The sequence below is a fragment of the Vibrio sp. Of7-15 genome (genome assembly GCF_022347565.1).
Classification (GTDB): Bacteria; Pseudomonadota; Gammaproteobacteria; order Enterobacterales; family Vibrionaceae; genus NORP241.
The window spans coordinates 106614-121165 of record NZ_JAKRGH010000011.1 but is presented as its reverse complement, the minus strand read 5'-3'; the positions used below and the strand labels follow the sequence as shown (position 1 = coordinate 121165).

General features: G+C 42.1%; 11 protein-coding genes. 7 read left to right on the top strand and 4 right to left on the bottom strand.

Annotation, left to right across the window (positions count from 1 at the left end; genetic code table 11):
* Positions 1-179: 179 nt before the first annotated feature.
* Positions 180-1742 carry a glycosyl hydrolase family 18 protein gene (locus MHO82_RS13510; protein WP_239184479.1) on the top strand — a complete coding sequence of 521 codons (1563 nt, stop codon included), beginning with the start codon at positions 180-182 and terminating at the stop codon, positions 1740-1742.
* Between the two features lie 76 nt (positions 1743-1818).
* Here the strand turns inward: MHO82_RS13510 and MHO82_RS13505 are convergent, their stop codons facing one another.
* The gene (locus MHO82_RS13505) at positions 1819-3633 is read right to left on the bottom strand and encodes a glycosyl hydrolase family 18 protein (RefSeq protein WP_239184478.1); all 1815 of its coding nucleotides are present in this window, start codon (positions 3631-3633) and stop codon (positions 1819-1821) included.
* A 173-nt stretch (positions 3634-3806) separates the two neighbouring features.
* Entirely contained in the window at positions 3807-4952 is a 1146-nt protein-coding gene (locus MHO82_RS13500; protein WP_239184477.1) for a histidine decarboxylase, read from the bottom strand.
* Positions 4953-5439: 487 nt separating this feature from the next.
* Here MHO82_RS13500 and MHO82_RS13495 point away from each other — a divergent pair, with 487 nt between their 5' ends.
* Positions 5440-6072: a 2OG-Fe dioxygenase family protein gene (locus MHO82_RS13495; RefSeq protein ID WP_239184476.1), complete on the top strand. Its 633-nt coding sequence runs from the start codon at positions 5440-5442 to the stop codon at positions 6070-6072.
* Positions 6050-7294 carry a cysteine desulfurase-like protein gene (locus tag MHO82_RS13490; RefSeq protein ID WP_239184475.1) on the top strand — a complete coding sequence of 415 codons (1245 nt, stop codon included), beginning with the start codon at positions 6050-6052 and terminating at the stop codon, positions 7292-7294. Before MHO82_RS13495 ends, MHO82_RS13490 begins: the two co-directional genes overlap by 23 nt.
* 80 nt (positions 7295-7374) lie before the next feature.
* Here the strand turns inward: MHO82_RS13490 and MHO82_RS13485 are convergent, their stop codons facing one another.
* Positions 7375-8361: a rhodanese-related sulfurtransferase gene (locus MHO82_RS13485; RefSeq protein WP_239184474.1), complete on the bottom strand. Its 987-nt coding sequence runs from the start codon at positions 8359-8361 to the stop codon at positions 7375-7377.
* Between the two features lie 512 nt (positions 8362-8873).
* Between MHO82_RS13485 and MHO82_RS13480 the strand changes: the two genes are divergently transcribed.
* Positions 8874-10550, top strand: coding sequence for a sensor domain-containing diguanylate cyclase (locus MHO82_RS13480; RefSeq protein ID WP_239184473.1), 1677 nt, complete (start codon positions 8874-8876; stop codon positions 10548-10550).
* Positions 10551-10638: 88 nt separating this feature from the next.
* Here MHO82_RS13480 and MHO82_RS13475 read toward each other — a convergent pair whose 3' ends face one another.
* Positions 10639-12132: a M28 family metallopeptidase gene (locus MHO82_RS13475; RefSeq protein WP_239184504.1), complete on the bottom strand. Its 1494-nt coding sequence runs from the start codon at positions 12130-12132 to the stop codon at positions 10639-10641.
* A gap of 218 nt (positions 12133-12350) precedes the next feature.
* Here MHO82_RS13475 and MHO82_RS13470 point away from each other — a divergent pair, with 218 nt between their 5' ends.
* Genes MHO82_RS13470 through MHO82_RS13460 form a run of 3 tightly spaced genes read left to right on the top strand, consistent with a single transcriptional unit; the run spans position 12351 to position 14470 of the window.
* Positions 12351-13061 carry a hypothetical protein gene (locus tag MHO82_RS13470; protein ID WP_239184472.1) on the top strand — a complete coding sequence of 237 codons (711 nt, stop codon included), beginning with the start codon at positions 12351-12353 and terminating at the stop codon, positions 13059-13061.
* Positions 13062-13119: 58 nt separating this feature from the next.
* Positions 13120-13758: a sigma-70 family RNA polymerase sigma factor gene (locus MHO82_RS13465; RefSeq protein WP_239184471.1), complete on the top strand. Its 639-nt coding sequence runs from the start codon at positions 13120-13122 to the stop codon at positions 13756-13758.
* Complete coding sequence (locus MHO82_RS13460; RefSeq protein WP_239184470.1) at positions 13751-14470, top strand: ChrR family anti-sigma-E factor; 720 nt, start codon at positions 13751-13753, stop codon at positions 14468-14470. The genes MHO82_RS13465 and MHO82_RS13460 overlap by 8 nt, the downstream gene beginning before the upstream one ends.
* Positions 14471-14552 lie beyond the last annotated feature (82 nt).

Genomic DNA, 14552 nt, shown 5'->3' with positions numbered 1-14552 from the left:
GAAATTGATGAAAACATCATAAATACTTTGTGTGCTCCAAGCCTTTATTTATGGGAATAGAGTCATTTTTAGTGAGGCCACTCACTCCTTGGGCTATTTAATTAAGAAGTCCTATGTCAGTTTATTTTTGTCGGCATCACCTTGCGGATAAAAATCAATCAACAAACATAGGACTACTTATGACAATGTTTATGTCTTCATTAGTGAAAAAAAAACTCATCGTCAGCGCGATAGGTTTAGGTTTTGCCAGTATGAGTCAGGCACAAGTACCTTCGTTAGGCCATTTAGATAACAGTGAATACCGCCAATGTCAGTTAGATTTTAAAGTGAACACTGAGTGGAATGGGGGGTATACGGGAGAGATTGCACTAACAAACTTAGACTCCAAGCCTATTCACAAGATTGATGTGTCGTTTGAAGGTAATTTTGAACTGGATCAGGTATGGAATGCGACTCTAAACACTATTCAAAAATTCGAAAATGGCAATCGATTTAATGTGTTAAGCCAAGCGTGGAATCGTGATCTTATGCCCGGGGAAACCATGACGGTAGGAGTAGAGATCAGCTCGATGAATATGGACAAGCCATTTAATTTGTTAGTCAATGGTCAACCTTGTGCAGAAAGGCGCGCTGGTGGCTTTTTTACCAGTTGGGCCATATACAGAGATGGCGAGGCGGCCTATGATATGGATGACATTCCAGTTAATGATGTTAATCAGATCATTCATGCTTTTGCGATAGTCAATCAGAAGGGCCTAGCTGAAGTGGGCGATGTGTATGCTGACTTAGGCTATGTTTATGAATCCTCGCCGCTTACTGGCCATTTAAATCAGTATCAAAAGTTAAAGGAAAATAACCCTGATATGAGCTTGGTGATTTCGGTTGCCGAAGTGGATCATGCAGGTATCAACTTTTCTTTAGCTGCGTCGACTCATGCTCACCGTCAAGCGTTCGCGAAATCCATTCTTTCGTTCATCGATCAATATGGTTTTAATGGCGTGGATATTGATTGGGAGTTTCCAAGCAGTAAAGACGATCAGCTTGGCTTTACCGCACTTTTGAAAGAATTACGTTACCAGCTGGATGAAAAGGGGCTTCAAGATGGCGAGTATTATACCCTTTCAGCGGATTTACCTATTGCCGCTTACCAGATGGAATACATCGATTTAGCGCAATTTCATCAATATGTTGATCAAGTCAATATCATGACCTATTTGTATCATGGTACTTGGTTCCCATTTACTTTCCATAATGCCCCTTTGCTACCCAATTACCAAGTGGGAATAGAAGAGCCACTTGCCACACAACTGTCGGTTCAGTGGAGCATTGAGCAATACGTTAATGCTGGCGTCCCACGTCATAAACTTAATTTAGGTATCCCTTTATTTGGTTCTAGCTGGCGTAACGTGCCTGATCTTAATAATGGCTTAGCGCAACACAACAATACTATTCAGGCCGATTCTGTGATCTCTTATCGTGATGCGCTTACCCTCCACAAAAACGAAGGGTACTATCTAGGCTGGGATGATATATCTAAAAACTCGTATTTATATCACCCGACTAAGAAAGATGGCCATTTCATTCAATTTGATGATATTCGTACTGTAAAAGAGAAACTAGAATGGGCTAAAGAGCAGGGGCTGGGAGGTGCATTTGCTTGGGAAATGACGTTTGATGATTTACATCAAGATTCAATCCTACCTGTGATGGCAGAAAGCTTAAAGGCAGAGTCAAAACGGTGAGCCTTGCCTCGTGTTTAGTGTCGTACTTATACGTGTCATGTACCCTTATGAATATCGCTAAGCACGAGGCGAGTGGTTATGCTGCCTTTTGATATTCTTTTAAATCAGCGAGGTAGCGACCACCGACGGGGATCTCTATATTTCCTTGGAGCTTAATAAAATACTTTCCTTTATGATCTTGGTAAAGGTATTCGATTTTTTCTTTATTAACGAGGTAGCTACGGTGAACTTGTAGTAAGAAATCATAATAAAACAGGATTTGTCGTAATCGGCTATAAATGTACTCTGGCTCTTTGTTTTGGGTGCAGTATAAACCGGAATATCCTCGTTCACCTTTAATGTAATTGAGTTTGGATCGTTGACTGGATATTTTGTGAAGTTCAGCCAGTAAAGCTGGGCTGGCAATGAGATCGCTAAACTGCTGTTTTAGTGTTTGTATAAGGTGTTGAATTTGCTCAGAGCTTTGTTGTTCAGGTATGAGTAAATCTGACAGAAAGCGATCATTTTTGTACTGTTGAATGAGATCATCCAAATTTGATTGCTGGTTCGATAGGTGAGCGACTTGATCCATCAATTGTTTTAGTTGCTCAGATTGTTTATCCACTAGCTCAGATTGAACTTGGTTATGGATGTTGTTTCTATTGCTAAGTCGTTTTTTTCGCCACAGTAGACAGAAGCTAATCAGGCAAAAAAGAGCAAACAGGGCCATGTAATAGGTTTGGTTGTTCGATATCCAAGGTTTTGAGGGCGCTGATAAAAAGTGTTCAATTTCATCGATCAAAAACTCATCAGCGTATAGGTACTGAACGCCAATTCCGGCCAAATTATGCTGCTGAATATAGTTCATTTTTGATATTAAGGAGCGATGACTTTCAAAGCTAATAAAGTGCCCAGCTTGTTCCGTTGGGCTATAAAGATAACTGGCTTGAGCTTTCTCGTCCCAGTTCATTTGATAGTTGTTTTGATATAGCTTAGAAAGAATGTCTTTTCCGGCTAATAACCCCGTCGTTGGCTGATCCGCACGATCAAAACTGCCTAGAGGTATGGAGTGAGAAGGTTGGTACAAGCCACTGTTTTTTGAGGTTACTCCGCCCCAACTGGTTCCCATGGCGGAAATATTGAGCAGAATTTTATTGGCAGGAACCCCCATCTCGAGCAAGGTTTGCACTCCTGAATTTACACTGACAGAGTCATAAGAAGATGCTGATTGTTTAGAAAATAGAGGGGAAGCATGAGCCGTGCTATTTTGCCAATAACCGCTCATATCAATACTTAATAAGTTAATAAAATCCACATAATGAGATATCTCCAAAGCTGGTAATCGTTGGATCCCTTGTTGCCAGATTGGGAACGTGACGGTGATTTCTAAGTTACGATTACTTTCGCGCAGCGCTTTGAGTAAGGCTAATAAGTTGTCTGCGTCGTTATCGCGGCTGATCATATGATCTTTTCGTTTTAGACCAATAAATCGCCAATCGATAACTACTCCGTCAGCTCGGTATTTTTCGACGAAGTGGTTAATATTTTCAACTAGAGTTTGCCGGCGTGTAGGATCAGAAAGAGCGTCACTGAATGCGGATGATTTATTCCATCCGCCAATGCTAAATAAAACCGATAAATGAGGATACATTTGTTTTAATTCGGCTAACTGGGCGAGGTTACCAGTGTGTGAAAGTCGGTGGTTATGATCAACAAGGGCTAACGCGGCATGATCATCATGAACCTGTAAACGACCATCTTCGGTTAAAATAATGTGGTCATAAACGACATGGGTGAGTTTATTGGCCGGAATGTCAGATACGTGGTAGTTAGGTGTATAAACTGCCCATTCAGAATAGAAACCAACGACTCTCATTGCCGAAGCGGGAGTGATGATGAGTGCTAAACTCAATAATAAGAATCTCACAAATTGATTTTTTGTTATTAAACCTTGGGGTAAAGGTTAAAACAACGCTTTGAGTGTGATCAAAACGCATCGTGAATAAATGCAAAAAAACAGAGCCAATTCAAACTTACGTGCAAATGTGAAAGTAATGGCCTCCGATACGAGTCGGAGGCTAGTTTTTAGTCCACTTCGGCCGTTTCACAAATATCTAATGCAATGTCATCAATGAGTTGATCAAGAAGATCTCTATGCTCGATCACATGCGCACTTGTAATGAGGTGGGTGTATTTATTAGAGCTTGCCAGTCCATATTTTCTCCAAACATGCTCGGAAGGCGTTGGAAATACGACCGTAATGGAGTTGCTGTTTTTCCATGCTGGCACTCCTTTTTGTTGTAAGCGTTCAACAGCGTAGTCAGCTAACCTTAAACAGCGTTTAACTCTGAGTTCTTTTTCTTCTTCAGAGCTACTTTTGATGGCTTTCCACAGAAATAACGGGGTAATGCCGTTACGTGAGCCAGTAATGGTTTTGTCGACAGCGGCAATATAATCAACTTCAACACTGATATTTTCGACATAAGCTTTTTTGGTTAACACGATGCCGCAAGGTATTGGTGCCCCCAACATTTTATGGCCAGATACCGACACCGAGTCAATGCCATCTTCAAATGTAAAAGGTTGTGGCTGATCGACAAAAGGGAGGATCATGCCATGAAAGGCTGCGTCGGCGTGTAAGTAGTAGTCTTCGCGTTTAAAATTCAGATCGGTCAGGATTTGTTGGATTTGTGCAATGTCATCGGTGGCACCATGCATGGTGGTGCCAATGTTGGCAAAAATAATGGGGTTAGCTTGCCCATTTAACTTGAGCTGTTTTTTTAAATCCACATAGTCTATTTCGCCGTTAGGTTGGCTGTTAATTACTCTGTGTTCAATTCGAAGCAGACGGACAATTTTAGCAACGGAGTAGTGGGTTTCTTTTGAAAAATATAAAATACCTTTAGGAAAGAGTTCTCTCGCTAAATAGCAGCCATACATGTTTCCTTCTGTCCCCCCATTAGTGACATACCCCCAAGATTTTTCAAATGAAATGCGGAATTTGTCACAAAAGTAGGCCATGACTTCTTTTTCAAATTTGAATGTGTTCAAGCGGTAATTGGACTCTTTGGCCCAATCCCCACAATTGTTTATCGAAAACTGCCAAAATTTATCAAGGTCTTGGTAGTTAAAGTCAGCTGCGACAGGGTAGCCCAGGTTAGTGTATTGCAGGCCTTTACATTGTTGGTAAAAGTCATCAATGGTTTTTTGATCTGTTTGAGATAATGGCATGGCTTATAAAGCATCCTTTCAATTATAAATTTGCCAAGAATCATAATCCTTGCAAATAGATACCATCAACCCAAGGCCATGGTGAACGGATAATTAAGAGGTGATTGAATTGTAAGGATAAAATTACACTTCTTTAGGAAATTCCATTGGTTTTTGAAGTGGGTCGAATATTTATGAAATAAAAAGTAATAGTTAAAAGTGACAGTAAGTAAAAGAACGCAGTGAGTGGTGAAAACTTAGACTTAGCTCATATTTATAGTCTGTAATACTAAATTAGGTCTTGATTGGGAAGTAAATAACCAAAAATTAACATTAATCTGGATTTATTATCTAATCTCAGAGGTGTTTGGGATTAAATTCTGGTATCTAATGTCGAAGTTAGCTTCATATATTGCATATATTAAATTCTACAGCATAATAAATTTAAGTTAACAGGGTGTTAACATTTAAGCGGCCAGTTTTCACAGCATGGAATGAGGAAAAATAAATGCAAAATAAATTTTTGATTGAAGCTTTTCAGACGCCGGATCAAGTCGCACAAAACTTAGCTGGCTATTTTGATGATCTGCCGTGTGATGACTTTGTAGACAGTGATCATCGTTTTCGTTCTTATGCTCGTTTTCAAGCTTTTGAGAATGGTGTAGAGCGTTTGCCGCATAGCTCGTTCATTCAGTCATCAGAATTTAACCGTGTGGTGGGTGATGTGGAGCGTCATTTTGGACCAATGGATGATGACATGGTCGCGACGCCTGAGTTTAAGCATTTATTAGCGTCATTTATTGAAAGAACCAAAGTAGATTTGGATGAATCTATCGTCGATGTTCACCAAATTCGTGTAACGTGTAGTGACGGGATCACCAGTGCTCCTGCCCCTGAAGGTATTCATCAAGATGGTTACCGTTTTGTCGGGATTTTTTGTGTACAGAGAAAGAATATTTCAGGCGGGTTTACACAAATTTTTGCCTCCCCTGTAGAGCAACACCCTCACTTAAATACGGTATTGGAAGAGAATCAGTTTGTGATCCTCGATGATGCTCGTTATTTCCATCATATTTCAGAAACATTATCTAACTTATCTGACGAAAAAGGAATTCGTGATGTCTTCGTTTTTACCGCTTAATGATTCCAATGTTGTTGAACTGAGACAGCAATTTCCAGCGTTGATGGCGCTAAGAAATGAGCAAAGTCCAGTGTATTTTGATGGGCCTGGTGGCACTCAGTTACCAGAACAAGTGATTGGTGCGTATGCTCAATACCTTCAGCAAGGGAATTCTAACCTTGGTGGTCAATTTTCCGTGAGCCGTGACACCGTTGATCTTGTGAATATCTGCCGTGAAAAAGGGGCGACGCTGTTTGGGGCGGAATCGAAAGATGAAATTGTGTTCGGCGCGAACATGACTTCCATGGTGTTTCACTTTAGCCGCGCCATTAGCCAAACGTGGCAGGCGGGTGATGAAATTATTTTGAGTGATATTGATCATGGTTCTAACCGATCTTCATGGGCCATGGCCGCTAAAGATCGCGGTGTGAAAGTGCATTATTTACCTATTATTGGTGACACGTGTGAGCTTGATTTAAGTAAATTGGATGAGCTGTTAAATGAAAAAACACGCTTAGTGGCGGTGACGGCCGCCAGTAATCTGTCAGGGACCATGGTTGATATTGAGGCTGTGGTTCAGCGTGCCAAAGCGAATGGTTCTATGGCCTTTATTGATGCGGTTCACTTGCTGCCCCACCAGATTGTTAATGTCAAAGAGCTAGGTGCTGATTTTGTTGCTGGCTCGGCTTACAAGTTTTTTGGCCCGCACCTTGGGGTGATGTATGGCCGTAAAGAGCACCTAGAATCGTTGGTGCCTTATAAGGTGGAGCCAGCACCGACGTATGCGCCGAACTGTTGGGAAACGGGCACACTTAACTTTGAAGCGCTGTCGGCATTTTCACAAGCCATTGATTACTTAGCGTCTCTTGGCGAAGGGAAAACACTAAGGGCACAACTTGAATCGGCTTATGACAATATTCACCAATATGAATGTTCATTGACCGAGTACTTTTTGAGTAAGCTGCAAGCGCTATCAGGTGTGACGCTTTATGGCATGCAAGAGGTTGAAAATCGTACCGCGACTTTTGCTCTGCGATTTGATGATTTTTCACCAGCAGAGGTTTCAGCGCATTTAGGCGAACAAGAAATCTATACTTGGAGTGGTCATTTATATGCCGACAGGCTAACGGATGCGCTCAAGATCACCGACAAAGGCGGGATTTTGCGTATTGGCATGATGCATTACAATACGAAAGCGGAGATTGATCGTTTATTTGAAGCTCTAGATACGCTTTTAAAGTAAACGAGATAAACAAAACTAAAAAGCCTGCCAATGTATCTGGCAGGCTTTGTGATGAATATGAATAGCGGTTTATTCAGCGGTTATTTTTGCTTGGCTTGACGCTGTTGCTCTTTACGTTTTAGCTTTTCTTCTCGGCGAGCGGCGATGACTTTATCGGCATCACCACCTACGTGTTGCTCACCGCGTTCATTGGCCAATCGGACTTGTTTTTCGCGTTCGCGGAAGCGTGCTTTTTGCTCTTCGGTGTGTTTATCGTAACAACGGCCACAGCTTACGCCTTGCTCGTATTTTTCATGCTGAATATCGGCTTCAGTAATTGGAAGGCGACACGCACTGCACATGGAGTATTGCCCTTTATTCAGCTGGTGGTCAACGGCAACACGGCCGTCAAAAACAAAACATTCACCTTCCCATAAGCTTTCTTCTTGTGGGACTTCTTCTAAATACTTAAGAATACCGCCTTCAAGGTGATACACCTCATCAAACCCTTGCTCTTTTAGGTAGGCTGTTGATTTTTCACAGCGAATACCGCCAGTACAAAACATCGCGACTTTTTTATGCTTTTCTGGATCTAGGTTTTGCTCGACGTACTCTGGGAATTCACGGAACGTGTCTGTTTTAGGGTTAATCGCATGCTTAAACGTACCAATTTCAATTTCATAATCGTTACGGGTATCAACAACCACGACCTCAGGATCGGAGATTAGGTCGTTCCAGTCTTTTGGTTTTACGTATGAGCCAACCACTTGCAGAGGGTCAATGCCTTCGACACCCATGGTGACGATTTCTTTTTTCAGCTTTACCTTAGTTCGGTTGAAAGGTTGCTCTTGGTCATAAGATTCTTTATAAACCACATCAGCTAAACGTTCATCTTGTTTGAACCATGCCAGTAGGGCATCAATCCCTTCACGGGTAGAAGCGACGGTGCCATTAATCCCTTCATGAGCCAGTAATAGGGTGCCGCGAATGTTGTGCTCTTCCATAAAGGAGTGAAGCGGCTTTTGGAGTTCTTTGAAGTTTTCTAAGCTGACAAACTTGTACAACGCACATACGACATATTGAGACATTTTCTTTCCTTTTGCGGGCTGGAACGTAAATCCAGAGCAAGTAATAAACCCTAAAGGGCAGTAACAGTGGAGTCCTGATGACTGATGTAGCTAAAAACGCAATGCTAATCGTTATCTCATTCTTCCGATGGCGGCACGATAGTCTTATTGCCTTCGGTATTCAACCACATTTTAGGTAGGTCTTTGCTTCGCCTGAAGGTGATTTGCGCTGTGAGGCAGGTGAAGAACATGATGGTGATCGTTGGTAATGCACTTATTTATGGGGCGCTGTATCTTATATTTGATAGCGAAGTGGGAGTTTTGAGCAAAATCCATCGACATATGAAAGGAGTTTTATTAACTTATTTGTTAGCTTATTGACGTATCGCTTGCTTGATGTTTAACAATCGTAGAATTGCAACAGCCAAAGCCGGGTGTTTAAGCGGAAATAAGAATAGGTGTTGGAATGAGATGAATGAATCCTTCTCATTATTTTCAAAGCCCGTATTTTTTAGGATAGCTGCGAGGACAGGATGACCGTAAAAGTAGACAAGAAGTGGCATTATTTGCCGGTGATCATGTTAGTAATTTCAATGGTTGGGGGACTTTACGTATTTAATACGACTATCGAAAGATGGGTGAACGACACCATGCAGAATTATCTAAATGGTTTGTTAGAGGACGTAATTTATCAAGTTAAGGAAGATAAACCTGATTTTCAAGCGTTAAATATTGAAGGCGTTGCCGATTATCTGAGCCATTTATCTCAGGCTTCAACGGAAAGGCGCATCTCAATCATTAGCCTAGACGGAATTGTGTTGGGGGATACCTCGTTATCGCACCGTGAATTATCCACGTTGGATAATCATGCAAATCGAACCGAAATCATGGCCGCCGTTGACAGTGGCTATGGTTTTGACATTCGGTATAGCAATACCTTGCAAGTGAATATGCTGTATGTGGCTCGAACCACAGTAATTGAGAATACCACCTATGTTATCCGCCTTTCGATGCCGATGACGTTATTGGTGTCGATGTCGTCTGAGTTGATGTCGATTTTGGTCATTTTAATGGTGCTGAGTGTAATCATCCTACTCATTACAACCGTATTGAGCCATCGTCGTATTGAAAACCATGTGCTGGCTGAGCAGGCGCTTCAGGAAGAGCGCATTCAACAACGCACTTTTGAAATTGAATTGTTGCACCGTTTGGCCAATATGCTGGCGGCATGTAATTCTTTGCATGAAGCGCAAAAGGTGGTGGAAGACATCATTCCGCGCATTTTAGGACACGTAAACGGCAGTGTTGCGTTAATGCGTGCTTCTAGAAATCAGTTGTCTATTAAACTTGACTGGGGAAAGAGCTGGCCAGCTGCCATGAGTTACTCTCCGGATGAGTGTTGGGCGTTAAGGCGTGGTAAGCACCATTTATCCAATGATCAGTACCACAGCTTGCCATGTGCTCACATGGCGGCAACGGGAGAGGATCAGACGTTATGTATTCCACTGACGGCTCATGGTAATACCATTGGCATGTTGCACCTGTATTTTGGTGATAAAAATACCATCGTAGATTCAGACACCAGACAGCTTGCTTTTACTGTCGCTGAACATTTGGGGTTAGCGTTAGCCAATTTGAGCTTGCAAGAAAAGCTCCGATCACAAGCGCTGAGCGATCCGTTAACGGGGTTATTCAATCGTCGTTACTTTGAAGAATCGATTGACTCGTTGTTAATGGTGGCAAAACGTGACAGTGTACCAATGTCACTTTTAATGTTGGACTTGGATCACTTTAAACGTTTTAACGATAATTTTGGTCACGATGCTGGCGATTATGTGTTGAAAGAAATCAGCGGCGTATTGATCAATACCATTGGTGAAGACGACGTGGTGTGCCGGTTAGGCGGGGAGGAGCTGGCGATTATTGCGCCTGGGCTTAATGCACAGCAAGCCATGGAATTGTCGGCTACCATCTGCGCCAATGTCGAAGAGCTACATTTAAGCTTAAAAGGATTATCGTTAGGCAAAGTGACGGTGTCGATCGGAGTTGCTACGTACCCAGATAGCCGAGTCGAACAAACCGAGTTAATTAAATATGCGGATGTCGCTTTATATAAAGCCAAAGATTATGGTCGCAATAGAGCGGTACACTATTTAGAAGAGCGGGAAGAAAGCCCAACGCCGATCGTGATTCATGCAAAAGACAAATAGGGTTTAATACTGTGTGTAAGGAAGTAGCAGCCATAGATATAGCTGCTACTTATTTACACGTTACTGTGGTTATAGAGACAGTAAATTATTACTGAGAGTTGGCTATGAGGGTGACTTTGTCATAATCACGGTAGCCATTTAACATGATGTAGTAGGTGCCAGGCCCTTTATTGGTAAAACTGCATGTTTCATTGTTGCCATTGCGGTACGGACGACAATCATAATTATTCAGCGTGGCTGGTTGCCCAAACTTCACGTATAAATCCACATCCCCTAAACTGGCGGTTTCAGCGACGGTTTTTACATTCACGTTGCGATAATCTGTCGTTGTAAATGTGTATTGCATTTGTGAACCTCGGCTTCCAGCTAGCCCTGTGACGGGTACGCCATCACTTAGCTCCGGCGTGCTGCTTCCCCCTGAGGCATTGGCCAATTCAATGGCATAACTTAATGCTAATTTACTGAACTTTAACGCGTGCTGACCACTTTGATCGGAGTTGCTTAAGGTGTCGTGCGGCGTATGGATGTGCGGATTGTATTCACTAAATCGTGACTCAAATGGCATGGCCGCAGGAAATCCCGCACGATGCCATGACGCATGATCCGAACATCCGTAACCACAATTATCAAAGCCGTATGAAATCTCAGGTGTGTAATGATCAATAAGCTTGGTCAAATACTGAGTGAGGTTACTATCGGTATAATCCTGCATGAAGGTAATATCATCCGCAGAGCCTGGGTAGTTGGTCATATCAAGCTGTAAGGCGGCGATGACGTTTTTTCCTTGGCTTTTATAGTTGTTCGCAATGTCTTGTGAACCGCGTAGTCCCACTTCTTCTGCGGCATAGCCCATGAACTTGATGGTTCGTTTAGGCTGTGTGCCACTTTGTGCTAAAACCCGGATGACTTCGGTGGCTGATGCGATACCGGAGGCATCATCATCTGCGCCGGGAGCCACACTATGGGTGCTTGTTGAAGAACCGATGGTGGAATCAAGGTGACCGCCGACAATCACGATTTCATCGCTGGCCTCTGAGCCGTCTATCGTTAAAATCACCGACTTTTGCGGGTAACCTGAGTGGCTGTATTGTTCTACACGGGCGTAAGGTAAGTGCTGTACTAAGCTTCGCCAATGTTGCGCAAGCCAGTTCGACGCTTCAACGCCAGTTGGGGTGGTGTAAAATCGGTTTGTGAAATTCGACAGCGTGGTGATGGTGGACGTAATTTCGTTAGCGTTGAGCTGTTGTAATAAAGGGTAAACTTTATTTTGCTGCTCAATAGGGGGAATGTGAAAAGATTGAAGAGCAAGAGGTTGCTCACTGGCAGCCATCGCACTGGCCAGTGTTTCATGGACCATATAACCGCCACAACGGTTGTATTTTGTGTGCATCATCTGTGAAAGGTTGGCTAGCTCGCTGGCATTGACCTTGTTAACGGTCACGGGGGATGTATTGGTCAAGCCAAAATTTAACAACGGCTGGACAAAGCCCGCTTCAATGGCAGCATCAGTGGCATCTGATCCTAAGGTAATCCAATAAGAAGGCTCTTGCTCTGCGTATGTAGCACTTGCAAATACAAGCATTGAACCAACCAGTAATGATCTCATTATTCACTCCTTGTGATAACGGTTTTTTATAAAATTAAGTTTATTGTGTTTATAATTAGCATCTTAGATTTATATGCGCCTTTATTTATAGTCACGATATCAGTACTTGGCGAATTATTGATTTTTTATATTTTGTAACGATTTATTTACATTTTGTGGCAGGGCTAAGTGGAAAATAGCCGAATAAGAAAATAGTGCTTAAAAATGATCGAATTGAATTGTTGTTACGTATAACCATTATCGAACGTAACGAGAATACGCCTGTGACTAGTGATAAGTCTAATGATGACCAAGCTCAATGTGATCAGTTTCCTGTGTTTCCACTCCCCATTTTTATGTTGGCTGGTGGCGTACAGAGATTACGTATCTTCGAGCCGAGCGCTCTATCCATGATCACCGAGGCCACAAAAAGCAATGGCTTTATTATTACCCTTCGTCAAAATGAAGAAGAGATTGTTGAACCCAAATGGGGGACGCATGTTCAAATTGTGGATTTTGGGCTGGGCAGCGATGGTATTCTCACCATTGATGTTTTGGGACTAAGAATGGTGATGCTGTCAGACTTCCAAACCCAGAAGAAAGGCATATTAGTCGCAACAGCAACAACGCTTCCTCATTGGTCATGTAATCATGATCCATTGAGTTTTTATTGTCATCACGTTCATTCCCTGACCGAAGTCCACTCTTCACTTGCCGTAATTTTGGAAAATGTTTTTTTGAATAATCGTGAACTGAGCCGCTTATACCAAACGCACTATCTTAACTATGCTGAATGGGTATACGCTCGTTTATTGGAAATTGTTCCTCTTTCATTGAATGAAAAAGAGAAGTTTGTTTATCAGCTTGAATTTATGCAACTTGAACAAGTATTGGGTTCTTTGTGCGAAAAAATACACATAAAGTGATCTTTTCCATTTGGACTTACGTATTACTGAATATGTATTTAAGCACGGGCAGGTACAGATGCAACAGAAAGAGGGAAAAGCCGCATTGGTGAGGGGAGAGCATTTGATTACTCAGCTTACAAATCAGCCTGTGTCTCAAAAGCTATCGCAGTGGCTTTCGTTGGTTGCTTTAAGTCAGGATAAAGATGCTTTTACAAAATTGTTTGGTTTCTTTGCTCCTAAAATCAAAAATTTTGGTATTAAGCAGTATAACGATGAGAGCCAGGCAAATGAATTGGTTCAAGACACGATGGCCAATGTTTGGAAAAAAGCGCATTTATACGATGTGAGTAAGGGCGCGGCAACCACTTGGGTTTATACAGTGATGAGAAATACGTCTTTCGATCAACTCAGAAAACTTAAAAGTACCGCAGCGCAAAACATCGGTGACGATATATGGCCATTAGAGCAAGTGCAGAGTGAAAGTGAGGCAACATCACCGATCGAACATGATCATTTATTGACAAAGCAGCTATCAATTTTAGTGAATAATTTACCAGCAACTCAGCGAGTGGTAGTTAAAGGAATGTATTACCAAGAGTTATCGCAAGAGCAACTATCACAGCAATTGGGCGTTCCCATCGGCACCATAAAATCAAGGCTTCGATTGGCTCTAAAAAAAATTGCTCAGCAGATGGGAGAAAAAGACCATGATTAATCATCATCCCAGTAGAGCTGTATTAAAAGAGTTCGCAAAGGGGAATTTACCTTTGTCAGTTTCGATTATTGTTGCCAGTCATGTTGAGATGTGTTCAGAGTGCCAAAAGTTAGTTCAGTTATACACTGAATATGCAGCTTTAGAGGCCTTTGGTATTGAGACTGAATCACTGAATCGCGAGTTTTTTGAGTGTCCTGACAATAGAGTGACAAATGAGGAACACAATGAACAATTGGATGAAGAGCTAGAGGATGTTCTTGACTCAATTATTGTTCAACCAGCCGAAGCGCGGTCACTGGTATCCACACGTGTTATTGAGGTGGAGATTGCCGCTCAAAATACCAAAGTGGCACTGCCGAGGGCTTTGAATACGATTCCATTAACGGAATGGCAAGGTGTGGGTAAAATATCCAGATCAAGATTAGGTGTGGAGGACGATAAGCGACGTATGAGCCTGCTTTGTATTGATAAAAATGGCAAAGTGCCTTCTCATACTCATAAAGGGGATGAAATTACGCTGCTTCTCCATGGCAGTTTTGAAGATGAAATGGGTACGTATCAAGCTGGCGATTTTATGTGGTTAAACAGTGCTCATACCCATAACCCGACGACTTATGAAGGCTGTATTTGTTTAACCGTGTCGAGTGATGCATTGCATTTTACTCAAGGAATAAGTCAGCTATTTAACCCGCTAGGAAAACTCATTTATTAACGTTTATTTTTAAAATCGCAATTTATATTAAGTGAATAACGGCAAGAGTTTGACTGCTTGTTACCTAAACTCGTTTTTATTG